Annotated in this window: 21 protein-coding genes, 1 tRNA gene and 1 pseudogene; 9 read left to right on the top strand and 14 right to left on the bottom strand. The window is 63.6% G+C overall.

Annotation, left to right across the window (positions count from 1 at the left end; genetic code table 11):
• Positions 1 to 9: 9 nt before the first annotated feature.
• The 3 genes from ACH82I_RS06225 to ACH82I_RS06235 form a co-directional block, all read right to left on the bottom strand.
• Positions 10 to 930, bottom strand: coding sequence for an NADP-dependent oxidoreductase (locus tag ACH82I_RS06225; protein WP_413336219.1), 921 nt, complete (start codon positions 928 to 930; stop codon positions 10 to 12).
• A gap of 141 nt (positions 931 to 1071) precedes the next feature.
• Entirely contained in the window at positions 1072 to 3249 is a 2178-nt protein-coding gene (locus tag ACH82I_RS06230) for a 3-hydroxyacyl-CoA dehydrogenase NAD-binding domain-containing protein (RefSeq protein WP_413336221.1), read from the bottom strand.
• A 1-nt stretch (position 3250) separates the two neighbouring features.
• The gene (locus ACH82I_RS06235) at positions 3251 to 4459 is read right to left on the bottom strand and encodes an acetyl-CoA C-acetyltransferase (protein WP_230747200.1); all 1209 of its coding nucleotides are present in this window, start codon (positions 4457 to 4459) and stop codon (positions 3251 to 3253) included.
• 295 nt (positions 4460 to 4754) lie between these two features.
• Between ACH82I_RS06235 and ACH82I_RS06240 the strand changes: the two genes are divergently transcribed.
• The 5 genes from ACH82I_RS06240 (at position 4755) to ACH82I_RS06260 (ending at position 7884) form a co-directional block, all read left to right on the top strand.
• On the top strand, positions 4755 to 5165 hold the full coding sequence (locus tag ACH82I_RS06240) for a hypothetical protein (protein WP_413336223.1): 411 nt from the start codon (positions 4755 to 4757) through the stop codon (positions 5163 to 5165).
• A 133-nt stretch (positions 5166 to 5298) separates the two neighbouring features.
• The gene (locus ACH82I_RS06245; RefSeq protein WP_413336225.1) at positions 5299 to 5646 is read left to right on the top strand and encodes a hypothetical protein; all 348 of its coding nucleotides are present in this window, start codon (positions 5299 to 5301) and stop codon (positions 5644 to 5646) included.
• Between the two features lie 99 nt (positions 5647 to 5745).
• The gene (locus tag ACH82I_RS06250) at positions 5746 to 6348 is read left to right on the top strand and encodes a DUF4396 domain-containing protein (RefSeq protein ID WP_413336227.1); all 603 of its coding nucleotides are present in this window, start codon (positions 5746 to 5748) and stop codon (positions 6346 to 6348) included.
• Between the two features lie 45 nt (positions 6349 to 6393).
• Positions 6394 to 7257 carry a uroporphyrinogen-III synthase gene (locus ACH82I_RS06255; RefSeq protein WP_413336229.1) on the top strand — a complete coding sequence of 288 codons (864 nt, stop codon included), beginning with the start codon at positions 6394 to 6396 and terminating at the stop codon, positions 7255 to 7257.
• Positions 7258 to 7728: 471 nt separating this feature from the next.
• Positions 7729 to 7884 carry a hypothetical protein gene (locus ACH82I_RS06260; protein ID WP_413336231.1) on the top strand — a complete coding sequence of 52 codons (156 nt, stop codon included), beginning with the start codon at positions 7729 to 7731 and terminating at the stop codon, positions 7882 to 7884.
• A gap of 183 nt (positions 7885 to 8067) precedes the next feature.
• Here the strand turns inward: ACH82I_RS06260 and ACH82I_RS06265 are convergent, their stop codons facing one another.
• The 3 genes and pseudogenes from ACH82I_RS06265 to ACH82I_RS06275 form a co-directional block, all read right to left on the bottom strand.
• The gene (locus tag ACH82I_RS06265) at positions 8068 to 8703 is read right to left on the bottom strand and encodes an AAA family ATPase (RefSeq protein ID WP_230747212.1); all 636 of its coding nucleotides are present in this window, start codon (positions 8701 to 8703) and stop codon (positions 8068 to 8070) included.
• A 36-nt stretch (positions 8704 to 8739) separates the two neighbouring features.
• A complete protein-coding gene (locus tag ACH82I_RS06270; RefSeq protein ID WP_230747214.1) occupies positions 8740 to 8946 on the bottom strand; it encodes an Rv0909 family putative TA system antitoxin in 207 nt (68 codons plus the stop codon).
• A 499-nt stretch (positions 8947 to 9445) separates the two neighbouring features.
• Positions 9446 to 9625, bottom strand: a pseudogene (locus tag ACH82I_RS06275) (winged helix-turn-helix transcriptional regulator); the annotation flags it as partial.
• Between the two features lie 225 nt (positions 9626 to 9850).
• Between ACH82I_RS06275 and ACH82I_RS06280 the strand changes: the two are divergent.
• The gene (locus tag ACH82I_RS06280; RefSeq protein ID WP_413336233.1) at positions 9851 to 10075 is read left to right on the top strand and encodes a 2-hydroxymuconate tautomerase; all 225 of its coding nucleotides are present in this window, start codon (positions 9851 to 9853) and stop codon (positions 10073 to 10075) included.
• Between the two features lie 82 nt (positions 10076 to 10157).
• Here ACH82I_RS06280 and ACH82I_RS06285 read toward each other — a convergent pair whose 3' ends face one another.
• From ACH82I_RS06285 to ACH82I_RS06305, 5 genes are all read right to left on the bottom strand, one after another.
• Complete coding sequence (locus ACH82I_RS06285; RefSeq protein WP_413336234.1) at positions 10158 to 10394, bottom strand: hypothetical protein; 237 nt, start codon at positions 10392 to 10394, stop codon at positions 10158 to 10160.
• 1218 nt (positions 10395 to 11612) lie between these two features.
• Positions 11613 to 12383 (bottom strand): GNAT family N-acetyltransferase, encoded by a 771-nt coding sequence (locus ACH82I_RS06290; RefSeq protein WP_413336236.1) that lies wholly within the window; start codon positions 12381 to 12383, stop codon positions 11613 to 11615.
• A 41-nt stretch (positions 12384 to 12424) separates the two neighbouring features.
• Positions 12425 to 13534: an FUSC family protein gene (locus tag ACH82I_RS06295; protein ID WP_413336238.1), complete on the bottom strand. Its 1110-nt coding sequence runs from the start codon at positions 13532 to 13534 to the stop codon at positions 12425 to 12427.
• Positions 13535 to 13635: 101 nt separating this feature from the next.
• Positions 13636 to 14727, bottom strand: a complete 1092-nt coding sequence (locus ACH82I_RS06300) for an ISL3 family transposase (protein WP_413336240.1) — start codon at positions 14725 to 14727, stop codon at positions 13636 to 13638.
• A gap of 866 nt (positions 14728 to 15593) precedes the next feature.
• A tRNA-Thr gene (locus ACH82I_RS06305) sits at positions 15594 to 15666 on the bottom strand.
• 180 nt (positions 15667 to 15846) lie between these two features.
• Between ACH82I_RS06305 and ACH82I_RS06310 the strand changes: the two genes are divergently transcribed.
• Complete coding sequence (locus tag ACH82I_RS06310; protein WP_413336242.1) at positions 15847 to 16953, top strand: M20/M25/M40 family metallo-hydrolase; 1107 nt, start codon at positions 15847 to 15849, stop codon at positions 16951 to 16953.
• Between the two features lie 18 nt (positions 16954 to 16971).
• Here the strand turns inward: ACH82I_RS06310 and ACH82I_RS06315 are convergent, their stop codons facing one another.
• Complete coding sequence (locus tag ACH82I_RS06315; protein WP_230747576.1) at positions 16972 to 18129, bottom strand: DNA polymerase III subunit delta'; 1158 nt, start codon at positions 18127 to 18129, stop codon at positions 16972 to 16974.
• 1 nt (position 18130) lies between these two features.
• Positions 18131 to 20941, bottom strand: a complete 2811-nt coding sequence (gene tmk / locus ACH82I_RS06320; RefSeq protein WP_413336244.1) for a dTMP kinase — start codon at positions 20939 to 20941, stop codon at positions 18131 to 18133.
• Positions 20942 to 21056: 115 nt separating this feature from the next.
• On the opposite strand from tmk, the gene ACH82I_RS06325 reads away from it, so the two are divergent.
• Positions 21057 to 21791 (top strand): biotin/lipoate A/B protein ligase family protein, encoded by a 735-nt coding sequence (locus ACH82I_RS06325; protein WP_230747573.1) that lies wholly within the window; start codon positions 21057 to 21059, stop codon positions 21789 to 21791.
• A gap of 30 nt (positions 21792 to 21821) precedes the next feature.
• On the top strand, positions 21822 to 22343 hold the full coding sequence (locus ACH82I_RS06330) for a GNAT family N-acetyltransferase (RefSeq protein WP_230747571.1): 522 nt from the start codon (positions 21822 to 21824) through the stop codon (positions 22341 to 22343).
• A gap of 214 nt (positions 22344 to 22557) precedes the next feature.
• Here the strand turns inward: ACH82I_RS06330 and topA are convergent, their stop codons facing one another.
• Positions 22558 to 25380, bottom strand: a complete 2823-nt coding sequence (gene topA / locus ACH82I_RS06335) for a type I DNA topoisomerase (protein ID WP_230747570.1) — start codon at positions 25378 to 25380, stop codon at positions 22558 to 22560.
• Positions 25381 to 25467: the final 87 nt, after the last annotated feature.

The following is a 25467-nucleotide window of genomic DNA, read 5'->3' on the forward strand; positions in this document are numbered from 1 at the left end:
CAGGGCTGATCAGGGAACGATGACGATCTTGCCGCGGGTGTGACCGGCGGCGTTGTCCTTGAAGGCCTGCGGCACCTCGTCGAGGCCGTAGGTGCCGGCCACCTCGACGGTGAGCCGACCTTCGTCGACGAGCTGGCCCAGGCGGGCGGTCTCGGATCCGTCGGGGCGGACCCAGATGTAGCGTCCACCGTGTTCGGACACGCTCGGGTCGGCGACCGAGGCGTGAGCTCCGCCGTCGGCGAGGACGGCCAGAGTCGTCTCGAGCTGTTCGCCGACGTAGTCCACGACCCCGTCGACCTTGCCGCCGGCAGCCTCGAGGACACGCTCGACCACGCCATCGCCGTAGGTAACGGGTTCGGCCCCGAGCTCACGGAGGTAGTCGTGGTTGCGCTCCGAGGCGGTGCCGATGACGCGGGCGCCCGATGCCCGGGCGATCTGCACGGCGAAGCTGCCCACTCCCCCGGACGCACCATGGACGAGGACGGTCTTTCCGTCGATCTCGCCGAGGGCCTCGAGGGTCCGCAGAGCGGTTCCCCCGGCCAGCGACAGCCCGCCGGCCTGCTCCCAGCTCAGGCTCTTGGGCTTCGGTGCCACCGAGCGGACGGGCACGGCGACTCTCTCGGCGAAGGTTCCTGTGCTCAGGACATCCTTGCGGGCGTAGGCGATGACCTCATCGCCGATGGAGAATTCGGGGGTGTCGAAGCCGAGTCCGACGACGACTCCCGCAACATCCCAGCCCGGGGTGACCGGGAACTGGACGGGCATGAAGGAGTCGAGGTGCCCGCCGACGAGCTTCCAGTCGACCGGGTTGACGCCGGCGGCCTTGACCTCGATGAGCACCGAGGCCGGCGGCAGCTTCGGATCGTCGACCTCGCGGACGGTGATGTCGTCGAGGTTGTCGGTGTACTGGTCGTAGACTGCTGCGCGCATGGCAATGGCCTCCCGGTTGTCGTCTCGGTGACTGAGGTATCAGTGTGTCCGGACAACACCGGGAGGCCAGCGGCCTATTCCCTGCGGTGGGAGATCCTACGTGGTGGGAGATCCTATGGAGTTCCTACGTGGCCGGAGCTCCTACTCGTAGGTCTCGTTCGTCTTCGCCCGCTCGACCAGTGAGGCCGGCGGGGTGAAGTGCTCGCCGTAGTTCGCCGCGAGTTCCTTCGCCCGCTCGACGAAGCCGGCCAGACCGCCCTCGTACTGGTTGACGTATTGGAGGACGCCGCCGGTCCAGGCGGGGAAGCCGATGCCGAAGATCGATCCGATGTTGGCATCGGGCACGGAGGTGAGCACTCCCTCGTCGAGGCATTTGATCGTCTCGATCGCCTCGGCGAAGAGCATCCGCTCCTGCAGATCGGCAAAGGGCTGATCCGTGGAACCGGACTCGAACTTCTCCCGCAGCCCCGGCCACAGCGTGGTCCGCTTGCCGGACTCGTCGTAGTCGAAGAAGCCGGCGCCGTCCTTGCGTCCGGTGCGGCCCTGCTCGACCATCCAGTCGATGACGGACTCGGAGGGATGCTCGACCCAGGTGCCGCCGGCCGCCTCGGTGCCGGCCTTCGTCTCCTGGCGGATCTTCTGGGACAGGGTCAGCGTCAGCTCGTCGAGCAGCTGCAGGGCACCGGTCGGGTACCCGGCCTGGAGAGCCGCCTGTTCGACGGTGGCCGGCTCCACGCCCTCACCGACGGCGGCGACCGCCTCGGCGATGTAGGTGCCGATGACACGGGAGGTGTAGAAGCCGCGGGAGTCGGTGACGACGATCGGGGTCTTCTTGATCTGCTGGACGAGGTCGAAGGTGCGGGCCAGGGTCTCGTCCGAGGTCTTCTCGCCGCGGATGATCTCGACCAGCGGCATCTTGTCCGCCGGCGAGAAAAAGTGGACGCCGATGAAGTCCGCATCCCGGTCGACTCCGGTGGCCAGTTCCGTGATCGGCAGCGTCGAGGTGTTCGACCCGAGGACGGCGTCGGGAGCGACGACGTTCTGGATCTCCTGGAACACCTGCTGTTTGACGGGCACGGATTCGAAGACGGCTTCGATGACGAAGTCGACCCCGGCGAAGTCCTCGACCGAGGCGCTCGGGGTGATCCGGTCGAGGACCGCCTTGGACTTCTCTTCCGTGGTCTTGCCCTTGGACAGGGCGGATTCCTCTCGCTTGGCGGCGTAGGCCTTGCCCTTCTCGGCGGCGGCGAGTTCGACGTCCTTGAGGACGACCTCGATGCCGGCCTTGGCCGCGGTGTAGGCAATCGCCGCGCCCATCATGCCCGCTCCGAGCACACCGAGCTTCGTCACCGGCCGGGGCGCGATGCCCTCGGGTCGGGATCCGCCGGAGTTGATGTGTCCGAGGTCGAAGAAGAAGGCCTTGATCATGTTCTTCGCCACGGGAGTGTGGGTGAGGTGGACGAAGTAGCGGGTCTCGACGGCCAGAGCGGTGTCGATGTCGACGTAGGCGCCTTCGACGGCGGCGGCGATGACCGCGCGCGGGGCCGGCATCGGCGCACCCTTGGTCTGGCGGCGCAGCAGTGCCGGAATCGCCGGCAGCATGGCGCCGAGCTTCGGTGATGTCGGGGATCCGCCGGGGATCTTGAAGCCCTTGACGTCCCAGGGCTGAGCGGCCTCGGGGTTGGCCCGGATCCAGTCTCGGGCCCGATCCTCGAGTTCGGCGAGAGGAGCGAGCTCGTCGACGAGGCCGAGGTCGAGGGCGTCGGCGGCCTTGAACTTCGTCGAGGGCAGGATCGCCTTCTGCAGGGCGTCCTGGATGCCGAGCAGTCGCACGGTTCGCGCGACGCCGCCGCCTCCGGGGAGCAGCCCGAGGGAGACCTCGGGGAAGCCGACGCGCAGGCTCGAGACGTCGTCGGCCGCGACCCTGTGGTGGGAGGCCAAGGCGAGTTCGAGTCCGCCGCCCAGGGCGGCGCCGTTGATCGCGGCGACGACCGGCCTGCCCAGGGTCTCCAGGCGACGCAGCAGGGACTTGACGTGATTGGTCTGTGCGGCCTCGGCTTCTGAGTTCTCGGGGTCGGCCGCGCGCAGCTTGTTGAGATTGCCGCCGGCGAAGAAGGTCTTCTGCGCCGAGGTGAGGATGACGCCGGTGATGTCGTCGACGTTGGCCTCGAGCCAGTTCACGGTGCCCTCGAGGGCGGCCGCGAAGTGCTCGTTCATGGTGTTGACCTTGGCGTTCGGGTCATCAACGACGACCGTGACGATGCCCTCGGCGTCGGTGGTGTGTGCGTATTCCGTGGTGGAGTTGTCAGTGTTCGTCATGTCAGACCCTTTCGATGATCGTCGCGATGCCCATGCCGCCGCCGATGCACAGCGTGACGAGGCCGCGCTTGAGGTCGCGGCGTTCGAGTTCGTCGAGGACGGTGCCCAGAATCATGGCGCCGGTGGCTCCCAGGGGGTGGCCCATGGCGATGGCGCCGCCGTTGACGTTGACCTTCTCGTGCGGGATGGACAGGTCCTTCATCCACTTGAGGACGACTGCGGCGAAGGCCTCGTTGAGCTCGAAGAGGTCGATGTCCTCGACGGTCAGGCCCGCTTTGTCGAGGACCTTCTGGGTGGCCGGGGTCGGTCCGGTGAGCATGATGGTGGGCTCGGATCCGGTCACGGCGGTGGCGACGATGCGGGCACGCGGCTTCATTCCCATCGTCTGGCCAACCTCGGCGTCGCCGACGATGACGAGGCCGGCGCCGTCGACGATTCCCGAGGAGTTCGCGGCGGTGTGGACGTGGTCGATGGCTTCGACCCAGTGGTACTTCTGCAGGGCCACCTCGTCGAATCCGGCCTGGGCGGCGACCTTGGTGAAGGCAGGGTTGAGCTGTGACAGGGATTCCACGGTGGATCCGGGGCGCATGTGCTCATCGCGGTCGAGGAGGGTGACCCCGTTGATATCCTTGACGGGGATGATCGAGTTCGCGAAGTAGCCGTTCTCCCACGCCGAGGCGGCGCGTTTCTGGGATTCGGCGGCGAAGGTGTCCACGTCGGTACGGCTGAATCCTTCGGTGGTGGCGATGAGGTCGGCGCCGATGCCCTGGGGCACGAAGTAGGTGTCGAAGTTCGTCGTCGGGTCTTGAGCCCATGCGCCGCCGTCGGAGCCGAGGGGCACGCGGGACATCGATTCGACGCCGCCGGCGAGGACGAGGCTCTCGAAGCCGGAGCCGACCTTCTGGGCGGCCATGTTGACGGCTTCGAGCCCCGAAGCGCAGAAGCGGTTGATCTGGACCCCGGCCACCGATTCGTCGAGACCGGCGACAAGGGCGGCGGTGCGGGCGATGTCCCCGCCCTGCTCGCCGACGGGTGAGACGACGCCGAGGACCATGTCATCGATGGCCTTGTCGTCGAGGTCGGGATTGCGTTCGCGCAGGGCATCGATGAGCCCGGTCACGAGGTCGATGGGTTTGACGCTGTGCAGCGCGCCGCCGCGATTCTTACCGCGCGGGGTGCGCACCGCATCGTAGATGTACGCTTCGCTCATGTGGTCCTCACAGTCCTAGGGAGCGTCCGGGGACCCCGAGTGGGATCCCTGACGTGGCTGAGTCGATGACGATCGAACGGCCGCGCGGCTGATCGATCGTTCAGTAACATTCACACCCCCATTCAATACCAGTTGGCTGTGACGGTCAACACGAACCAGGGGCGCATCCCAGCGTTCGAGCGATGACGCGTCGTGTGACCAACATCACTTTTTGAGACCGGTTGGCGAATGCTGGAAATCACGCCCGCAGTGCTTAGAATTGGTCCATCTAACACTCTTAGTCTCCCGGAGAATCATGTCCTCGATCATTCCTGCCCGAATCGCCCCTTCCCGTTTCGGCTCGAAATTCCTCGCACTGTTCCTGGCCCTCGGACTGCTCGCCGGTCCCATCGTGCTCGACGCACCCCCGGCCGAGGCCGCGACCAAGAAGTGTTCGGCGAAGATGTCGAACTCGAAGCCGCGCCAGTACTCGAACACCTGGGTCAATGTCTCCAAGGTCGGCTCGAAGGCGAAGATCACGACGACCGCGCACTACAAGACGACGAAGACACAGAAGAAGGCGACCGCCTCGAAGAAGGGCAAGGCCTCGCTGAAGTACTACATCTCGGGCGCAACACCGGGCAAGAAGGTCTCGGTGACCGTCGTGGCGAAGAAGGGCAAGACGACCTGGAAGTGCTCGACGTCGTTCAAGCCGAAGAAGAAGTAGCATCGCTCCACTCGCCAGCGACCACACCTACGACGAGTATTCTCTGCCGGATACTCTCTGGTCGGAGCTGGGCTACACTCTGTGGCTCTTCGCCATCGGTGCCGTCATCGTCACCATCCTCGGTTTTGTCGCCGTGGAGTACGGGCGGCGGCTGAACTCGACCGTCACGGTCGTCATCGGCACAGTGGCTCTCTGCCTCCTCATCGGCGGCTTCTTCGTCGAGTTGGGGCAGGGTTTCTACGTCGATGACGAGGCAATGTGGGCCTGCCCGTCGGGCATCAGCGGCGTTCAGATCACCGAGTCGGCGAATCGTTCGCCGCCTGCCGGCATCGTCGAGTGTCGCAGCGATTCGAGCAGGAATCTTATCGTCGGACTCATGCTGGCCGGAGGGGGACTGTCGCTGGCGACGGTCGCAGTCGTGCGGTCCGCACGTCTCTGTGCGCGCACCGCGAAGCCCGCGGTCGCCGCCGTCGATGGATAGGATGCACGTCGGTGACCGGTGGTTGATTGACCCTCATGGGCTCGAGGCGTAACGTCCGGATTCAGATACCCCCTGGTGGTATTGGTGAAGGAGGTCTCGATGAGCAGCCACATGCATGGCGGACACGACGATGCTCACCACGGCGACAATGGTCACGCATCAGGCCATGCCCATGACATGTCGGGGATGGCGGTCGGGGCGACATTGCACTGCCTGACGGGGTGCGCGATCGGCGAGATCATCGGGCTGCTTGTCGGCACCGCCGCCGGCTGGTCGAATCTGCCCACCACAATCCTGTCGATCGGACTGGCGTTCGTCTTCGGCTATTCTCTCTCGGCACTGCCGCTGGTGCGCGGCGGCATCGCACTGTCGGCAGCCCTGAGCCTGGTCCTCGCCGCCGACACTCTGTCGATTGCGACCATGGAGATCGTGGACAACCTGGTGATGATGGTGATTCCCGGTGCGATGAATGCCGGCCTGCTCAATCCCATCTTCTGGGTGTCCATGGCGATCTCTCTGACAGTTGCGTTCTTCGCCGCCTGGCCCGTCAATCGAGCCCTGCTGCGTCGCGGGAAGGGGCACGCCATCACCCACCACGCCCTCGGCGATGACGCGGGAATGGACAATCGGCCGCTGGTCATCGGCATCAGCGCATTTCTGCTCGGAGGCTTCGTCGCCTCGCTCGGTTCGCTGCTGAGCTGATCCGGGGAAGTTGCCCTGCGGATTCTGCTCGACAAGGATAAGAGCATGGAAGAGTCCACTGATGGCGATGCCCTCCCCCTGACCGGCAAGCGGATCGTTCTGACGGCCCAGAGGCGAGCCGAACAGTTCGCGGCTGCTCTCGAGCGGCGTGGAGCGACGATCATGCACGCACCGACGCTGTCGGTGGTGCCGCATGTCGACGATCCCGAACTTCTCGCACGCACTCGCGCGCTCATTGATGAGCGGCCCGACATCGTCGTCATCACGACCGGCGTCGGCTTCAAAGGGTGGGCGGAGGTGGCCGAGGCCGGCGGGCTTGCCGAGCAATGGCATGCCATGCTGTCCGAGGCTCGCATCATCGCCCGTGGGCCGAAGGCACGCGGGGCGATTCAGGCCGCCGGTCTGAAAGCCAGCTGGGTCGCCGAGTCGGAGACCAGTGCGGAGATCCAGGAGAAGCTGCTCGAAGCAGGCGTGAACGGCGAACGCATTGCGATTCAGCATCACGGGTCTGGAGCCGACGGACTCAACGAGGCATTCGACGCCGCCGGTGCCGATGTCTGCTCGCTGGTGATCTACCGGTGGGGACCTGCACCCGATCCCGATGCCGTAGTGGCTGCAGTCGAAATGGTTGCACGCAGGGAGTGTGACGCGGTGGCCTTCACCTCTGCACCCGGCGCATCCGCCTTCCTCGAGGCCGCCGAGGAACAGCACTTGCTGCCTGAGGTCATCGCCGCCTTCACGCACGAGCACGGGGTTCTTGCCGCAGCCGTCGGCGACGTCACCGCCGCGCCTCTGTGGGACCACGGGATCAAGGTGGCGATCCCTGCCCGCTTCCGGATGGGGGCGCTCGTGAACACCTTGGTCGACGAACTCATGGGCACGAAAAACTCCCCTCTCGCAGACGGTTGAGTCTGGCGATTAAGCAGTTTCCGAGCCGCCTGCGGGAATTGAACCTGCGACCCATTCATGATGCGGGTGGGCCAATCGTTTCACGCGATCAGAATTTCTCTTGATGCTGGCCAAACCTTATCGACAGCAAATCTTCGTTGCTCCAGTTCGCTTGACGATACTCAGGATTGCCGAGTCAGTGCCGAGATAGCGGGCCAGCTGAGCGCTGGATCGAGCCAGGCTGCCCGTTTCATTCATTGTCAAGCATGACCGCCTGACGGTGACGTGGGATGTCTCCTTCGAGTACTGATCCGGCAATCCACAGAACAGCGCTGACATCCTCGATACGACAGTCGATAACACCCAGCCCGGGTCGATCATCTTCCTCCACCCCTGGTCCGGCAGGACAACAATACAAAACGTTGTCGCTCCCGTCATCGATCGGCTGAAGGACCGAGGCTATCGGTTCGTCACGGTCTCTGACCTCATCAGATGGGGCCCAGCAGCAGGGATCACATCGAGGACATTGCGCTCAAACCCTTCCTCGACCGCGGCGATTTCAATGTCACCACCGATGAGCAGATCCGAGCCTCCGATGTGTCGCGACCGACTGCAGGTCTCATCCGGCATCCGTTCGTCAGCACTTGAACTCACCCCCACCTGGCGAGTCGAACTCACGGACGCACTCATGGACACTTCCCACTATGACTGTTATGCGGAACCGGTGCGAGGCAGCTGCGGCCATGGCGATCGGGCTGTTGCAGCGGACATAGGCGCGGCCTCGGGCAAGTACCGATGTTCTCCGGGCCGCTTTCAATGAGGCGCAATTCCTCACGACGACTCGATCCGACGCGGACTGAGCAATCCAAGAACATCATCGACGACCGCTTCTCGACGCGAGAGCACGACACGACACCAAGGCTCATCAGCCCCGACTTCCCCAGTTTCGAGTATGTGGTTCTGCAGTTCGAGCCAGTGTTCCCAGTGCCGCTTGAAGGAATAGCTGCGGACGACTCTTTTCCGTTGCGTTTGACCCTTGAGCGCCGTGTCACGATTCGTTTCGATGTAGATGATCATCGGGCGGTACCCACACAGTCGGGCAAGTTCGACAATCATTCGTCGACTCCAACGTCGAGTTCCCGGGTCATGGACCACAAGAGAACCGCGGCCGCGGTTGAGAATCCGGGCGAATACCCAGAGATGGGCGATTACGTGGACGATTGGTCGACCATACGCGTAGGGCAACCACGGCACCAAGCGACGCAAGCGACAACGTACACGGTCCGGGTCCGCCATACGAAGGCCGGGAGATTGAATCCGCAGAGCCTTGAGTGCCTCAGTCTTGCCGGCACCGGGGACGCCGGCAACAACAATGAGTGGGGTGGCCGGTGCGTTGGCGCGTTCAGCGGATTCTACTTGAGGTTCCTGGCATCGCCTGGCGGCTGAGATGCTCTGTCGTCGACTCACTTCAGACCATTGCGCGCGGGACTTGATTGCGTGGTTCTATCGGCGACCGGCGGGGCGGTCATTGGGGTCATCGTCATCGAGGCCGATCGCCCGATCGGCCGCGTCACGAGCTTTCTTGATCTTCTCGTCATGGCGTCCTCCGGTGGCCCTGCGCGCGGCGGATTCGGCCTGGTCGAGGAGCTGCCGGCCTTTCCCTCCCCGGAGTGCGGCCTTGAACTTTCTGACGTAAGAACCGAGTCCCATGATGGCCTCCCTATGTCCGCTAGTGTGAGTAAGCATAGAGGCGAAGTCTGCGACTCGAAGGTGAAAGGCGTAACAGGACCCTGATGTTGCGATCCCCCAACGTTGACCCCGACTTCGCGATCGTTCGTTGCGGCCAAAAGACCGGCTAAGCATCCGGTCGACGCGCGGATTGCTGCCGGTGAGTCAAACCAGCCGGGCGTTGCCTGGTCGCCAGTAATCCCCGGTCATGGCTTGCGGCCGGGGACCGGTCGAGACCGGTCCGGAGTCGTCGCGGTTCTGCACCTATGCAAAGCACGACTGCCTCGCCCATGCGCCCAGCATGAGTCGGCCCGCCATCGCCCGCCGATTCTGTCCGCGGACTTGCAGGTTTCAAGCAAGCCAAATTGAAGCGCTCAGCAATTTCGTCGCGGACGAATGATGCATGCGAGGGTGCAGACGCATTACGCCGCTGCGGCGCTAGTCGCGCAGACGTTCACGCCTCCGAACGATGCTCGTGACCCTATCTGTGCAGAACCTCGACCACCGGTTCCAGGCTCCTGCCCTCATCTGTGATTCGATACGTCACCCGCGGAGGGACAGTGGGTTCCACTTCACGATCGACGAGGCCGTGTTCGACTAGAGCCTTCAGTTCGCTCGAGAGCACCTTCTGCGATATTCCGATGACCGGCCTCTGCAGGTCCGCGTAACGACGCTCTTACATGAGTAGCTCCCACAGCACCAGCATCGTCCATCTACCGCCGACGATGTCGATGGTGGTCCGCATGACTTCACCGCAATAGTCCCGTGCTGTCGCTGACATGTCCTACCTCGAAGATGGCTGCTGACCTGAAAGTGCCGTCTTCCGGGTTCGCTGTGTATCAAGCAGGCTAGTTGAAGAACGAGCCGAAGAACAGAAGGAGAAGCTATGCCCATCGTCAATCTCGACATCGTCCCCGAACTCATGAACGGCGACAGGGAGTCGCAGTATCGGAGAATCACACGTGGCATCACTGACGCGATTGTATCGAGTACGGGAGCGCCTGCGGAATCCGTGCACGTGCTGATCAACGAGGTCTCCTCCGCGAAGTATGAGGTCGGAGGCACCATGCTGAGTGAGCAGTTTGACCGCGCGGGGCAGGCAGTGCCGTAGCAGCTTGGAGTCAAGACTCGAATGCCCCAGCCCACCACTCCGGTGGGCTGGGGGCCTATTGTCGTTTCCATTTCGAGTTACTTCAGTGAAGCGCGAAGTCGAGGACCTGTTTCTCGCCCAGGTGATTTTCCCAGGTCACTTGCAGCTGACCTGTTTTCCTCTCCGGGGGTGGAGCTAGTTCGAACTGGACGTGTTGGCCCGGTATCAGTTCGGGCACGTTGATGTCGCTGTGCACGTCACCGGTGATTGCGACGTGGTACGCGGCGGTGTCGCCATTGCGGAGGGTGCACTCGTCTTGGCTTTGTTGAATCAGTTCCATGATTCGCTCCTGCGGTTGGCTGGGCACCGAAGTATACCGGGCGCTACTGGGGAATTCTCAGAGCGGCGTGGGGACTACCTAGCACTGTCGGAAGGTGCAATGGTGTGGTCCCATGGGTGATATTCCTGGTCTCCTTCTGTCCTGCGAGAGCGCGACCAGGTGACGATGGTTGCAATCCCAGCACCCACGACCGCTGCGACAGTAAGAGTTAAAGCCATTTTGATCAAATCGCGAGGAATTGACATAGGTAACCACCTTCTAGCATCGTCGGCATAGCAATTGAAGTATACCGTCGATGCTCGCATCGACGGGTTGGCCTCGCTTCACGGTTGAGCCCTCTGCCGCGTCACTGCCTCGGTCAATATTAGACCGCATGATCGGGTCCAGTGACGTCTGCAGTGGAACGTGGCGCGAATGGCAGAAGATCCTAAACCAGGAACCTGCCCGTAGCTCGTTACGTCATCGCCCACCCGTCCCGGTGCGTGCTCGCGTCCAGCGGGCTGGTGTCGGCGAGGTCGGCGACTCTCCGTTGCCCGATCGGTCCCGGCCCTCGCCGGTGAGAACTAACTGGCCCCGCCGTGGCGCCAGGGCCGTCCCGTGCATTCAGCGTCTAGAGTGTTTCCTTATGCACTCGATCACGCTTGTCGCAGATCGACCGAGTTTCGCAGCGCGATCCGCCACAGTCAGATCGGTGCGACTCACAGCGAACTCGATGTCTTCTTGGCTCCATGGCCGCCACAGGTTCGCCGCTCGCTCGCTTTTCCTCGGCCCGGCCTGAACACCCCACTCGCGTAACCACCTGCCAACGGTGGACACCCCCACCCCGACTGCCGCGGCAATATCAGCAACACGCTCACCAAACTCACGGCGTCGCGTGATCTCAACCCGCAGGCGCTGCTTGTCTTCGGCAACCGCATAGCCTCGCCCTGGCGCAATAGGACTGATGCCTCGGCGGTACCGGGCATAACAGCGCCTGCACAGGCCCCGCAAGACAGCAGGTCGGTCACACCAAACAACAGCACAAGTGGTCATGATGGACTCGACGATGAGGGCATGGGCTCAGGGTAGCTGATGAAGAATCGATGCCCCCGGACTCAACGCGGGTGGACCACCTAGCCTGATGCTCGTCTGCCATGACACCTCTGTAGATTCGGGTGTGATCGTGCGGCCGGGAGCTAGGTTGTCGGCGCACTACTGCTCTGCCGAGGCTAATGGAAACTAGGAACAGTGAGTGACTAAGCTGAGCTTCCTCCAATCTGCAAAAAGCTCGAATCCTACTGCTGACGCCAGGAAAGTAGACGCAGCATTATCGAATTGGCACCGGTACTGCGGTTCGGCACCTTGAGCCAAGGCATCTGCCGTAATCGCTCGAACGGTGGCTTTGGCTAGACCATTCCGGCGTGCTCTCGAGAGAGTAATCACCCCGATGTCTGCAATCTGAGTGTCCTGCAGAATGTACATGCTGGATACTGATGCAAGTGACTCGTTGACGAACGTTCCGTACACCAGCCAATCGTCAAGTTCCACGAGCGCTTCGTCGAGATCTGTCTTTGGCGCGGCCTTCGTCAAATCGGAGAATGCTTTTTCATCGGCTTGAGTCAGACGTCTAGTTCGTGAATCCGATTCCTGTTCCTGCATTCCTGCACGACGGTCCTCTGGTACATACAAGAGGCGGATATGTTCTTGCGGGTCGTAGGCGAGGCCGTCGGTCTCGACGAGGTGCTCAGCTTGCTGAGCGGTGATGATTTCACTATCCCGGAGTCCGAACTGGGAAGCCAGTTCGGCTGATGTTGTGACGATGGTAGGCCCGCCCTGGACTCGCAAGATGGAGACTCCCTGATCACGGCCATGGTGGTCAGTGACAGCAACGAATGCCTGATGAGACTGCAGTTTACGGGCTGCCGGTGGTATCCACCGCTCGATGACAGATAAGTTATACATTGCGGTTCCCACTTCAATCGGTTGACGCGATTCCTCATATTGCACCATAGGCTCAAACCCACAGCCTGAGGGCATTCTTCCACGGTCCCCTAAGCGTCGTTCGGTTCTCGCGCCTCCCGAGCGGAAGCGACGTCGTCGACGACAACGACGATGTGTCGCAGACTCGTGATCAAAGCTCCATAGAGCGGCCAGGAGGTTTCGGGCAGCTTTCCATCGCCTGAGAGGTTCTTTGCCAGCGTGTCCAGACGATCATAGACCGGTTCGACATCGGCGTCAGGGTCACTGATGGAGCGCCCGGTGTCCTTGACGATCTCAGCCCACTTGCGACGGAACCGTGTGTCCCATTCCCCCTCGGCATACGAGGCGTCTCTGAGCGTGCGAGCTAAATTCCGCAGGTGTGAGATCCCTTCATCGACGCGAGAGAGAATGTTCGAGTAGTCCTCTTCCCCTGCCTCATGGTGCTCTCTGTTCGCTCGCTGGTTCTTGAGCGTCTTTCGCAGGTCTCCTCTCGGGTTCGCCTTTCTGCTCTCTCGCGCGAAGCGCACGGACTGCCAAGCGGTATTGAGTTCGTCGGTCATCGATTCTGTTTCGCGGAACCAGTCCTCCGCCCGGTCGGTGTCCCAGGAGTCGCTGAATTCGTCTGACATGTTGATGAGGACGTCGCCCATGCGCCGGTTGATGCTGTCGACGTAGCGGGAAGCTTGCCGGTCCCGAATCGGCGGGATGATGATGAGGTTGACAGCGAGACCGACCGCGACGCCGAGCGCGATCTCGACGATGCGCTCCACGAGCAGGGGCTGCTGACTGTCGAAGCCACTCCCAAGGACGAATATCGCTGTGGTGGCAATGGCGATTCCCTCATCGCGGATCCACGTCACGCGAGCTCCGATGAGTCCGACAAACAGTGCAAGAGCAAACGTCCACAGGCTGACTCCGAGGAAGCTGCCGATTAGGAACGACAGGCCAACGCCGATCGCGGAGGCCACCGTCGACTGCGCGCCTCGAGAGAGCGACCGGTAGACCGTCGCGTGAACGGTGAGGAGAGCGGTCCATGGTGCGAGGAATGGCATGGCCGAGTCGAGGATCGTGATCGACAGCCACCATGCCGCCGTGGCAGCGATGACTGTCTTCACGATCTGAAGGGTGTCGGTGGTGAATTCTGGGCGTTGCAGGGTTTCGATGATCTTCTTAGTTGCCATTGGCGAGGTTTGCTCCGAGATAGCTGCGCGATATATGCCGATTGCAGCGTAAACGCAGATCCTTCTGAGTCTGAAATTCGGAATCGTTGAGGATTATGGGCTCATCGTAATTGAGAGTGTAGAACCGGTCTGAAACCACCGGATTCGAGTAGACACCTCGCGATGTAATGCGTGAGGTTGCGGAATCCCAGCGCGGACCCGCGGAGATGTTCGAGTCTGCCGTTGATCGCTTCAGTGGGACCGTTCGATGTTCCCGGTCCGGTGAAGAACGCGAGCACATCGGAGGCTCGACGCTTCAAAGTTCGTCCTAAGCGTTTGAGCTCGACAAGTTCGGATGGCAGATTCGCTGTCAGGGCGTCGATGACCGTTTGCAGGAGAACTCGGCGACGTACCTCGTCGAGTGCAACACCGGCGAGTTTGACGACGTGGAAGGGGTCCATGACTTCGACAGCGTCGGGCAGTTCTTCGGCTGAGGCTGTTTTGAATCCAGAGAATCCGTCCATCGCGACGACGTCGATGCCCTCACGCCAGTCCCTCGGACGGGCCTTCAACCATTGCTTGAACACCTGCTTCGACCGTCCGGGCACCATGTCGAGCAACCGCGCCGGACCTGATGCCTGGCTGATCGGGGTGAGGTCGATGATGACGGTGACGTACTTGTCACCACGCCGTGTGTGCCGCCACACGTGCTCGTCGACACCAATGACGGTGACCCCGTCGAACCGGGTCGGGTCATTGATCAACAACCGGCGACCTTCAGCGAGGATTGCGGAGTTCGCGGTGTGCCAGGACACGGCGAGTTTCGCAGCGATCACGGACACAGTATCGTGATCGATGACGAGAGCACGCAACGCCCAGTCGAGGCCGGTTCGAGAGATCTTCGCTCGCGGTGGTGCCGCAGCAGTGGTGTCTTGCCGCCATACCAGGCCGCACTCGACGCATTTGTAGCGGCGGAGGCGAATATGAAGCGTGGTCGGTCGGTGGCCGAAAGGTTCGTGGGCCAGACGACGGACGACGGTATCGCGGACGATCCCGTGCCCACCACACCGACGGCACCAGTCATCGGCAGTGTTGGGTCGGCATTCCAGTATGGCTGTGTGTCCGGTGATGTGTTGGCCGGTGCAGGTGAGATCGAGGGTGTCGAGTCGGCAGAATCTCGTGAGGTCAGGGGTTGAGAAAGTAGGCTTGGCCACGTCGAGGTCTTTCGGATGGACTGTGTGAGAACTTCCATCATCGGAAGACCTCGACGTCTATCCGGGCAGCGACTCGCCGTGTCCTGGAATCACAGATCTACACTCTCAATTACGAAGAGCCGGATTATGTGCGCAGTGACACTATCGAATGCGACCGACTGCCAGTACACCATCGAAGGATTCGACCGGTGAGTTGCCCGGTTGCGCCCGTCGGCACCGCCCGAGTTTGTAGATATATCGCAAGCGATGATGCCGACATCGTGCCACAGCCCCGCACAACACCACGGCTCGCACAGTCGCATCCTGAGGTATTTGCCCTCACTGTCGAGGGGCCTCTTCCAAAGTTGAAATATACCAGATCCAGTCTCAGGTGCGACCCTGAAGCACGAGCGACTGCCTCACGCAGGTTGCGAGTCAAATAGTCCAACTATTGAGGCTAGGAACCCGAGTACGAAGACCTTATGAGAATTCCGAGACGACCAGCAAGAACGCTCACCCGGCTCAGGGCACCTCACCTGAAGATCGTCAGGTGACGTTGGCCAAGACAGCAGAAGGTGAGTGAATTTCTACGCAAGACCGTTCGGGCCCTCTTCATATACCCGGTCGCATAGTCGGCTCACTCTTCGAATTCACAATGAATGGTTGAACTGACGAGCATTGCTACACTGTGCGGGCCATCGACGACAAAGCCGCCATCTTCAACACAAGCTCCGGGCACGCGTCTCCGTCATGCAAGAGACCCCATGCAGCGCCTCAGGTCACTGACACTTTCTTTGGGTCGACATCGTTGTGCCGAGGCAGCCATTCAGTGGGGCAGTAAAGAAAGCCCTCTGACCAACATACTTGCTGGTCAGAGGGAGTTGCCGAGCCGCCTGCGGGAATCGAACCCGCGACCTATTCATTACGAGTGAATCGCTCTGCCGACTGAGCTAAGGCGGCAACCGACCTAACTTTAGCCAACTTCTGCACCGGTGGTCAAAACGATGAGAGGACCCCCACACCGTCTCCGCGGGGACGTCGAGCGACTCGTCCCGATCACGACCAGTTAGTCTTGACGGGACAGGTTTTCCGCAACTGAAAAGGGTGACGTACGTGGTCGAGTTCGACTCGAATGACTTCATGAGTGATTTCCGAGCGCTCATCGAATGTGAGTCCTTCTCCCACGACCCGGCAGCTCTGGCCCGCAGCGCCCAACTCGTCTCCCGCATCGGCACCGGACTGCTCGGGGCGGCACCCCAGATCATCGAAACCGACTCGCACCCGCACGTGCTCTGGCGCTTCGGCACCGGCCCCCGGGAGGTCGTGCTGGTCGGCCACCATGACACCGTCTGGCCGAGCGGTACGCTCTCCGAATTCCCCTACTCCGTCCACGACGGAATCGTGCGCGGCCCCGGAGCAGACGACATGAAGGGCGGTCTGCTCATCGCCCTCTACGCCATGGCTCAGCTGCGCAACGAGCGCGGCACCCTCGACGGCATCAGCATCCTCATCACCGCCGACGAAGAACTCGGCTCCCCCGGCTCGCGGACGATCATCGAGGACGAAGCGCGAGGTGCCACAGCGGCCCTGGTCTTCGAGAGCGGCGCACCGGACGGCGCGGTCAAGATCGCCCGCAAGGGTGTCGCCATCTATTCGCTCGAGGTCACAGGTCTGGCCTCGCACGCCGGAGTCGAGCCCGAGAAGGGAATCAACGCCACGATCGAGGTCGCTAACCAGGTGGTGGCCATCGCCGCCCTGCACGATCCCTCAGTGGGTACCTCGGTCGTCCCCACGGTCATGCACAGCGGATCGACGACAAACACCGTTCCGGCCAAGGCGGTCGTGGGCATCGACTCCCGTGCCGCCGCGGTGGCCGAACAGGAACGCATCGACGGGGCCCTCCGCGCCCTGCAGCCGACGGTCGCCGGTGCGAAGATCGAACTCAAGGGCGGGATCAACCGCGCGCCTTTGGAAGAGAAGATGGCGATGGGACTCTACGCCCGGGCGCAACGACTGAGCGGAGAACTAGGCCATCCTCCGCTGCGCTCGGTCGCCGTGGGCGGCGGTTCGGACGGGAACTTCACCGCCGGCGTCGGGACCCCGACCTTGGACGGACTGGGCACAGTCGGCGGCGGCTCCCACGCCCGCACCGAGCACGCCCAGCAGATCTGGATCCCTCGCCGGGTCGAACTCACCGCCGCACTCGTCGGCGAACTCCTCGACGAAGACCGAGTCGCAGAAGCCTGAGACTTAAGAGCCTGAGACTCAGAGCGCTTCGCTGCGGTCCTCCTGCAGCCAGGGATTCGACAGCAGCACAAATGCCGATTCGACGATGAGGACCGGCGACATGTTCGTCTGCAGCCGTCGCCTGGCCTCGGTGATGGCATCGATGCGCAGAAGCGTCGTATCCGCTCCGTCGCGATTTCCCTGCTCGGCGATGAGATCATCCTCTCCGGCGTTGATCCACCCCTCGCGCATTCCCAGCTGATACATGAGGATGTCGCGGTAGAGGCTCATCAGCTCAAGGAAGATGCGGTCGAGCTCATCATTGCGGGCCCGCACCGAACGACGCTTCTGCTCTTCCTCGAGCTTCCTGATCTGCGCCCGTGCCGATGGCGGGACGGTCTTCTCCCCCTCGATGCCCAGGGTCGTCATCAGCTCACTGCGTTCGGCGGCATTGCGGGCCTCGACCCGCGACTTCGCCGTCTCGGCCGCCTCATCGACGATGCGACCGGCCAGACGAATCGTCGCCCCCACCGAGGTGAGCTTGCCGGGAATGGCAAGAATCGCTTTGCGCTCAGCTCCGGCCGATTCGTTCAGGGCCAGGTACTTGGCCCGACCGATATGGTTCTGTGCGACCGCGGCGGCCCACCGCGCTTTGTCCTCACCGACACTGTCGCGCTCCATCAGCAGCTGCGCCACGGCATCCCGAGACGGAATGCGCAGACGCACCGGTCGACACCGTGACCGGATCGTCGTGAGCACGTCGATCGGACTCGGGGCACACAGTAGCCACACCGTCGCCGGAGGCGGCTCCTCGATGGCCTTGAGCAGAACGTTGGCCGTGCGCTCCATCATCCGATCGGCGTCTTCGATGATGACGACCCGCCAAGCGGAGTTGACCGGGGCGGACTGCGCCTTGGACACGAGCTCGCGGACCTCATCTATCGAGATCACCGACTTCTGGGTCGACATGATCGTCAGGGACTCATGATGACCGGCCAGCACCCGCGCGGTCACCTCGGTGTTCTCCTCTCCCCCGGCGATCAGCGCGGCCGCGAAGGCACGAGCCGCGTTCGATCGTCCTGACCCGGGAGGACCGGTGAACAGCCATGCATGGGTCATCGCCGCCGGTGAGCGCAGCGCGTATTCGAGCTGCGTGACCACATCATACTGACCGACGAGTTCGTCGAAGACACTCACCTCAGGAATCCTCCGGGTTGGTGAAGCGACGGTTGTTGCGCTCGCGCTGGCGGCGGAGTCGCTCCCGCGCCTGACGTTCGATCTCCGCCTGCGCATGCAGCCGCTCACGGCTCATCGCCCGAGCACTGCGTGCGGGCAGCACCGTGGTCTCTGCATCATCATCCGAACTGTGGTCGACCTGCTTGACTACACGTGTTTCGGCTTCCTCTGCAGAACGTGTGTCGATGACGTTCGTGGGAACGCTGTCATCGTCATCGTCGTCCCCTGCTGCAGGTGCGCTCGGCGTGAACCGCTGTGCGGGCAGGACCGTTGTCGCGGCGTCTTCATCCGAGGAATCTTCTCGCGCAGAGCTCGAATCGGCTCGGACGTCCGAGTCGCTCCGATCCGCATCGTCGACAGCGGCGGCCGGCAGGTCCGAATCCACCGGGTCTGCCTCGGCGTCACCGGCGGGGAAGGCCGGACTCTCATTAGCCTCAGGGTCGCGCAGGTCGGCGCCGAGGTCGACGCGTTCGATCGGGAAATGCTCGGAATCCGCGACCTCTTCGTCGGAGACGGCTCCTGGCCGGAAGCGGTCGCCGGTGACGGGGACGAACCGGGTGCCGGGTTCGGGGGGCGTGTCGTCGTCTTCGTCCGCAGGTGAAGTCCATTCATCGGCGGTCGAACCGTGACCGGATCCGGCTTCAGAGTCGCCTTCGGCTCCACGCGCGGCGACTGAGTCGGACTCGGACTCCTCTGCCGCCTCGGCGCTGTCGTCGGACGCCGACTCGGAAGCGGATGTGGGAGCCGCCTCGGTGTCGGAGGTCTTCTCGGCAGGCGGTGCAACTGTTGCCGCACCGGCACCGGCGGCCACGGCACCGGCCGCCGCACCCGAGCGTGTGCTCAACTCATTGGGCAGGCGGGCGTGGATCGCGGTGAGGATCTCCGCGGTCAGTTCATCGGGACTGACCGAGGCGTCGAGGACGACATAGCGGTCGGGTTCCTTGTGGGCGCGTGTCAGATAGGTCTGTCGCACGCGCTGGTGGAACTGCTGGTTCTCCTCGTCGAGGTAGTTGCTTTCTGCGCGTTTGCCCATCCGCTCGGCCGCGACCTCCGGATCGATGTCGAGGACGATGGTCAGATGCGGAACGAGGCCCTGCGTGGCCCACCTGCTCAGGGCCAGGATCGTCTTCGGATCGAAGTTGCGGCCGGCGGCCTGGTAGGCCACCGTCGAATCGATGTAGCGGTCGGTGATGACGATGTTCCCGGCGTCGAGACTCGGGTCGACCAGCGAGGTCACATGGTGGGCCCGGTCAGCGGCGAAGAGCAGCGCCTCGGTGCGGGCACTGGGCTTCTCGGAGTCGAAGAGCACGGAACGGATCTGTCGACCCAGCTCGGTTCCACCGGGCTCACGGGTGGCCTCGACATTGTGGCCTTCGTCGGCCAGAGCGCGGGAGATCCGCTTGATCTGGGTGCTCTTACCCGATCCGTCCCCGCCTTCGATGGCGATGAAGAAACCGGCGCCGAGGCGCTCGGCGGAGGTCCCTAGGCCACCGGCGGAGCTCTCGGCGTTGCTCGGCGGACGGAATCCGTGGACGATATCGACCGAGAGTCCCTGCAGTTTGTGCGGGTCGAAGACGAAGAGGCCGATGATGCCGGCGATGAGAGCGGCCACGCCGATGATGATGAAGGCGACATCGCTGGGGGCGAGCAGCCAATCGGCGGTCGAAGCCACATCGACGACTCCGCCGAGGTCGAGCGCATTGATGATCAGAGCCAGCCCCGCGCCGGCCACGGCGCCGATCCGACGTGAGAAGTCATAGGGCTGCGATCGCACGCCGATGCCGACGAGGAAGGCGATGGCGGCCGAGAGCACGACCTTGCCTGAGAGTTCGTTGATGGCTCCGGTGGCGATGAGCAGGACACCGGAGACGAGCAGCGCGAAGGTCGACACGCGTGGCCTCGACATGCCGGGTGCGAAGGTCGGCCCCATCTCGAAGCCGATCGCCCAGCCGATCAGGCAGCAGGCGATGATGAGCGCATACCCTGCCTGCCCGAAGTTGTGTTCGACGGCGGTGGGTTGAGCCAACATGAACGTCGTGCCGAGGACGGCGAACAGGGCAATGCACACCCACGGGTTGGCGATGCTCGCGGCCGGTCGGGCGACACGAGCCTTGAGGGAGGGGAAGGAGCCTGTCGTCGCGGTTTCGGCGTGGAGTGCGCGTTCGGGGGTGAGGAAGACGATGACGGCGCCCACGGCCATGCCGATGCCCACCAGCAGGCTCACCCAGCCCAACGCCCGGGTTCCGGCGGCGGCTCCGCCGAGGATCTGGAAGACGCAGGAGAGGAAGACGAGCACAGTCGCCGGAATTCCGACTCGGCGCCAGGGCTTCTCGTTCGTGAATGGGCTGATGCTCATTAGCAGGCCCACCACTCCCCCGAGGAACAGGGCGGCGACCCAGGTCAGCCAGGCGCTCGGGGCGAGGCTGAGGACGATGAGCAGGGCGGCCTCGATGACCGCGGCCACGCTCAGCGCCGTCTTGCGGATCGCCGGAGCCTTGGTCGCGAAGACCTTGCTGGGAATGAAGAGTCCGGTGCAGGAGAGTACGAAGACGATGAGCAGAGACAGGCTTCCCTGCTGGTTGTCGAATCCGCCCGCGCCGAGCGATTCGGCCGTGGCGGTGAAGGCTCGTCCGCCGACGGTGGCGAAGAATCCGCTCGTTCCAGCCACGATGTAGCTGATCGCAACGAGGGCGATGAGGGCGCCCCACGCTGCGGTCTCGGTGACCAGCCGGCCAGGGGCTCCGGGAAGTCGATGTCCTGTAGTCGTCAACATGCTCACGTCCCTACACTATCTGTCCCGACTGACATATCTCTTGGAACCCGGTCCGATCTCCTGCAACCGATCCCGATCCTCTACTCTTGTGTGCGTGCACAGTGAGAATACGGCCATGACGAGCGTCGCCGCCGAGGGCTTGGATCCGCTCGAGGAGCTCGCCTTTGCCCGGGTCCTGCTCGATTCGGTCAAGACCGGGGCGCGCGGGGCGACCCTGCGGATCTACCGGCCCGCTCCGACCTTGGCCTTCGGAGCTCGGGATCGGTTCCTGCCCGGCTTCCCCACCGCGATCGAAGCGGCCCGGGACCACGGTTTCACGCCTGCTCTGCGCAGCCTCGGCGGGCGAGCTGCCGCCTACCATCGGGGGTCACTGGTCATCGACCACATCGAACCCAGTGATTCCTTCATCACGAACACGACCGCCCGATTCTCCGCCTTCGGTGACGACTATGTCGAGGTGCTGCGGTCGATCGGCATCGACGCTCGCCTCGGCGAGATTCCCGGCGAATACTGCCCCGGCGAGCACAGCGTCAACGTCGCCGGACGGATCAAGGCCATCGGAACCGCGCAGCGCGTGGTCTCGGGCGCGTGGCTGTTCTCTTCCTCCATCATCGTCGAGGACCCGGATCCGATCCGGGCCGTTCTCACCGACGTCGAAGCGGCGCTCGGCGTCGATTGGGACCCGGCGACGGGAGGGTCGATCAGTGAGGTTCATCCCGAGGTCAGGACCGATGCCGTCGCCGAGGCGTTCGCCGCCTACTATGCGAACGCCCACCCGCTCGCGCCGGAGTCCCCGAATCCCGCGGAGCTCGCGGCCGTACCGGACTATGTGGACAAGCACCGGCTCTGAAGAGCCGGAGACAACGAGGAAGGCAGACACATGAGCGTGACCGTACGTGAAGCGACCCGGGAGGATCTGCCCGCCATCCTCCGCCTCGTCCACGGGCTGGCCGAATACGAGAAGGAACCCGAGGCTGTCGAGGCCACCGAAGATGACTTCGCGGCCGTGATGTTCCCTGCCGATGGGCATCCGAACACCTACGGTCACGTCGCCGAGGCGGAGGGTGCGATCATCGGCATCGCCATCTGGTTCCATTCGTTCTCCACCTGGACGGGGAAGAACGGGATCTGGCTCGAAGATCTCTTCGTCGACCCGGAGCACCGAGGCGGCGGTGCCGGCAAGGCGCTGCTCGGCCGGCTGGCGCAGCTGTGCCGGGACCGAGGCTACACCCGACTCGAATGGTGCGTGCTCAAGTGGAACACTCCCTCGATCGGGTTCTACGAGTCACTGGGCGCGAAGGCCCAGGACGAATGGGAGACCTACCGCCTCGACGGGGATGCTCTTGAGGAGTTCGCGCGGACTTCCGCTGGGGCGGCCGGAGCTGATTCGGGCGAGGTCTGAGCTCAGGCCTCGAGCTTGCCTCTGCTCACTCAGGAGGGCGAGCTCGTGGGTCCCGCTGCGGGCGCGCTGCCGGGTTATCAACGCGCTGCCCGGGCGCCCGTGCGCTGCCGAGCCACGCGAGCCACGGAGGCGCTGCCGAGTTGCGGACGATCCGTGATGGATTCAACGCTGTGAAACATCACGAATCGTCCGCAAGTCGACGAGGCGAGCCGACTCAGGGAGTCTTCGGCTTCGCCGTGCTCGTCTTCTTGGCGGCAGTGGTCTTCGACGCTGCCGTCTTCTTCGCCGCAGTCGACTTGCTGGCCGTCGACTTCGCCGTGGTCGTCTTCTTCGCCGCAGTGGTCTTCGCCGCCGTCGACTTCTTCGCAGGAGCCTTCTTGGCCGGGCCCTTCTTCTTGGCCGGGCCCTTCTTCTTCGCCGGTCCCTTCGCGCGCTTCTCGGCCAGCAGCGTGGCCGCACGTTCCAGGGTCACAGCCTCGACGGAGTCGTCCTTGCGCAGGGTCGCGTTCGTCTCCCCGTCGGTGACGTAGGGGCCGAAGCGACCGTCCTTGACGACGACCGGCTTCTTCGTCTCCGGGTCCTCGCCGAGCTCCTTCAACGGGGCCGCGGCACGACGTCCGCCACGCTGCTTGGGCTCAGCGTAGATCTTCAGCGCCTCGTCGAGGGTGATGTTGAAGATCTGCTCCTCTTCGGTCAGCGACCGCGAATCCGTGCCCTTCTTCAGGTACGGTCCGTAGCGGCCGTTCTGAGCGGTGATGTCGGTGCCTTCGTCGTCCTGTCCGACGACGCGCGGGAGACTGAGCAGGCGCAGCGCGGTCTCCAGGTCGATAGTCTCGAGATTCATGGACTTGAACAGGGAACCGGTGCGCGGTTTCAGTTTCTTCGCTCCGCGCTTCGGCTTCTCCTCGGGCTCTGGCAGCACCTCGGTGACGTAGGGCCCGAAGCGGCCGTTCTTCGCCACGATCGCATGACCGGTCTCGGGATCGGTCCCCAGCTCGCGGTCCTCGCCGCCCTGGGTCTCGATGAGTTCGGCGGCCTTCTCGGCGGTCAGTTCGTCAGGGGCCAGGTCCTCGGGCACCGAGACCCGCTTGGGATCCTCGCCCTCGACCTGCGACGCCACCTCGAGGTAGGGCCCATAGCGACCGACGCGCAGAGCCACGTCCTCGCTGATCTGCACCGTGTTGACCGCACGGGCGTCGATGTCGCCGAGATCGTCGACGACCTCCTTGAGCCCCTCACGGTCCTGTCCCTGGTCGCCGAAGTAGAAGCGGGCCAGCCAGGCGTTGCGGTCCTCTTCGCCCATAGCGATGCGGTCGAGTTCGGTCTCGAGATCCGCGGTGAACGCATAGTCGACGAGTCCGGTGAAGTGCTCTTCGAGGAGTCTGACCACGGAGAACGCCAACCAGCTCGGAACCAGAGCGTTGCCGCGGGTGGTCACGTAGCCGCGATCCTGGATGACCGAGATCGTGGCCGCATACGTCGAGGGACGGCCGATGCCGAGCTCCTCGAGCTGCTTGACCAGGCTGGCCTCTGTGAAGCGCGGCGGCGGTGCGGTGGTGTGGCCGTCGGCTTCCGCCTTGACCACGGACAGAGCCTGTCCCTCTTCGACCTGCGGCAGCCGCGACTCCCCGGACTTCGTGTCGTAGCGGGAGGCGTCGGTGCCCTCTTCGTAGGCGGCGAGGAATCCGCGGAAGGTGATGACGGTGCCGCTGGCGCTGAAGCCGGCGTCGTGTCCGCCGTCGAGTTCGGCGCGGACCTTGATCGTCGCGGTCTTTCCCTTGGCGTCGGCCATCTGGCTGGCCACGGTGCGCTTCCAGATCAAGTCGTAGAGGCGGAACTCCTCACCGCCGAGCTGCTTGGACACTTGCGCCGGAGTGCGGAAGGAGTCACCGGCGGGACGGATCGCCTCGTGGGCCTCCTGCGCGGACTTCTGCTTGCTCGAGTACTGACGCGGCGACTGCGGCACGAATTCGGGACCGTAGAGTTCGGTCACCTGTTTGCGGGCGGCAGCGATCGCCTGCCCGGACAGCGCCGAGGAGTCGGTACGCATATAGGTGATGTAGCCGTGTTCGTAGAGCGACTGCGCCGTGCGCATGGCCTGGCGTGCGCTCATGCGCAGCTTGCGGCCGGCCTCCTGCTGCAGGGTCGAGGTGGTGAACGGGGCCGCTGGTCGGCGGGAGTAGGGCTTCGACTCGACCGAGGTGACGCTCAGCGAATCCTTCGCCGACCCGTTGAGCTCCGTGGCCAGTGCTTCGGCCCGGGCCTGATCGACGACCGTCGCCGAGGCGTTCTTCAGCTGGCCCTTGTCGTTGAAGTCCCGTCCGGTGGCCACGCGAGCCCCGTCGAGGGTGGAGAGATTCGCAGCGAAGGGATTCGTGCCGTCGGGCAGACCCAGATCGATATCGAGGTCCCAGTAGTCGGCGGGGACGAAGGCCATGCGTTCCCGCTCGCGTTCGACGACGAGTCGAGTCGCCACCGACTGCACACGACCGGCCGAGAGCCCGGCCCGGATCTTGCGCCACAGCACCGGTGAGATCTCGTAGCCGTAGAGGCGGTCGAGGATGCGTCGGGTCTCCTGTGCATCGACGAGAGCCTCGTCGATGTCACGGGTGTTCTCCAATGCGCGTTCGATCGCCTCGGGGGTGATCTCGTGGAAGACCATGCGCTTGACGGGGATCTTCGGCTTGAGCACCTCGAGCAGGTGCCAGGCGATGGCCTCTCCCTCGCGGTCCTCATCCGTTGCGAGATAGAGCTCGTCGGCGTCCTTGAGGAGTCGCTTGAGTTCGGTGACCTTCTTCTTCTTGCCCGGGTCGACCCGATAGTAGGGGTCGAAGCCGTTGTCGACATCGACGGCGAACTTGCCGTAGGGCCCCTTCTTCATATCGGCGGGCAGTTCCGAAGGGGTCGGGAGGTCGCGGATATGTCCGACCGAGGCCTCGACGTCATAACCGTCGCCGAGGTATCCCACGATCGTTCGCGCCTTCGTCGGAGACTCGACGATGACGAGACGACGGGGCTTCTTCTCGGTTGTGGTCACGCTTTCACATTCCTCTCGGGGCACAGGGTGATCGATGATAGGGACGATCCGGCCCAATGTAACACTGTTGATCTTGCTCGCCGTGCA

The organism is Brevibacterium sp. GP-SGM9, assembly GCF_047300845.1.
In the GTDB taxonomy this organism is placed as follows: Bacteria; Actinomycetota; Actinomycetes; order Actinomycetales; family Brevibacteriaceae; genus Brevibacterium.

Coding starts and splice junctions, on each gene's coding strand:
- ACH82I_RS06310 (WP_413336242.1), top strand. CDS start 15,847: ATGAGTGATTTCCGAGCGCTCATCGAATGTGAGTCCTTCTCCCACGAC.
- ACH82I_RS06285 (WP_413336234.1), bottom strand. CDS start 10,394: ATGGAACTGATTCAACAAAGCCAAGACGAGTGCACCCTCCGCAATGGC.
- ACH82I_RS06325 (WP_230747573.1), top strand. CDS start 21,057: ATGACGAGCGTCGCCGCCGAGGGCTTGGATCCGCTCGAGGAGCTCGCC.
- ACH82I_RS06260 (WP_413336231.1), top strand. CDS start 7,729: ATGGGGCCCAGCAGCAGGGATCACATCGAGGACATTGCGCTCAAACCC.
- ACH82I_RS06330 (WP_230747571.1), top strand. CDS start 21,822: ATGAGCGTGACCGTACGTGAAGCGACCCGGGAGGATCTGCCCGCCATC.
- ACH82I_RS06230 (WP_413336221.1), bottom strand. CDS start 3,249: ATGACGAACACTGACAACTCCACCACGGAATACGCACACACCACCGAC.
- ACH82I_RS06290 (WP_413336236.1), bottom strand. CDS start 12,383: ATGGTGCAATATGAGGAATCGCGTCAACCGATTGAAGTGGGAACCGCA.
- ACH82I_RS06295 (WP_413336238.1), bottom strand. CDS start 13,534: ATGGCAACTAAGAAGATCATCGAAACCCTGCAACGCCCAGAATTCACC.
- ACH82I_RS06250 (WP_413336227.1), top strand. CDS start 5,746: ATGAGCAGCCACATGCATGGCGGACACGACGATGCTCACCACGGCGAC.
- ACH82I_RS06270 (WP_230747214.1), bottom strand. CDS start 8,946: ATGGGACTCGGTTCTTACGTCAGAAAGTTCAAGGCCGCACTCCGGGGA.
- ACH82I_RS06225 (WP_413336219.1), bottom strand. CDS start 930: ATGCGCGCAGCAGTCTACGACCAGTACACCGACAACCTCGACGACATC.
- ACH82I_RS06255 (WP_413336229.1), top strand. CDS start 6,394: ATGGAAGAGTCCACTGATGGCGATGCCCTCCCCCTGACCGGCAAGCGG.
- ACH82I_RS06235 (WP_230747200.1), bottom strand. CDS start 4,459: ATGAGCGAAGCGTACATCTACGATGCGGTGCGCACCCCGCGCGGTAAG.
- tmk (WP_413336244.1), bottom strand. CDS start 20,941: ATGTTGACGACTACAGGACATCGACTTCCCGGAGCCCCTGGCCGGCTG.
- ACH82I_RS06240 (WP_413336223.1), top strand. CDS start 4,755: ATGTCCTCGATCATTCCTGCCCGAATCGCCCCTTCCCGTTTCGGCTCG.
- ACH82I_RS06280 (WP_413336233.1), top strand. CDS start 9,851: ATGCCCATCGTCAATCTCGACATCGTCCCCGAACTCATGAACGGCGAC.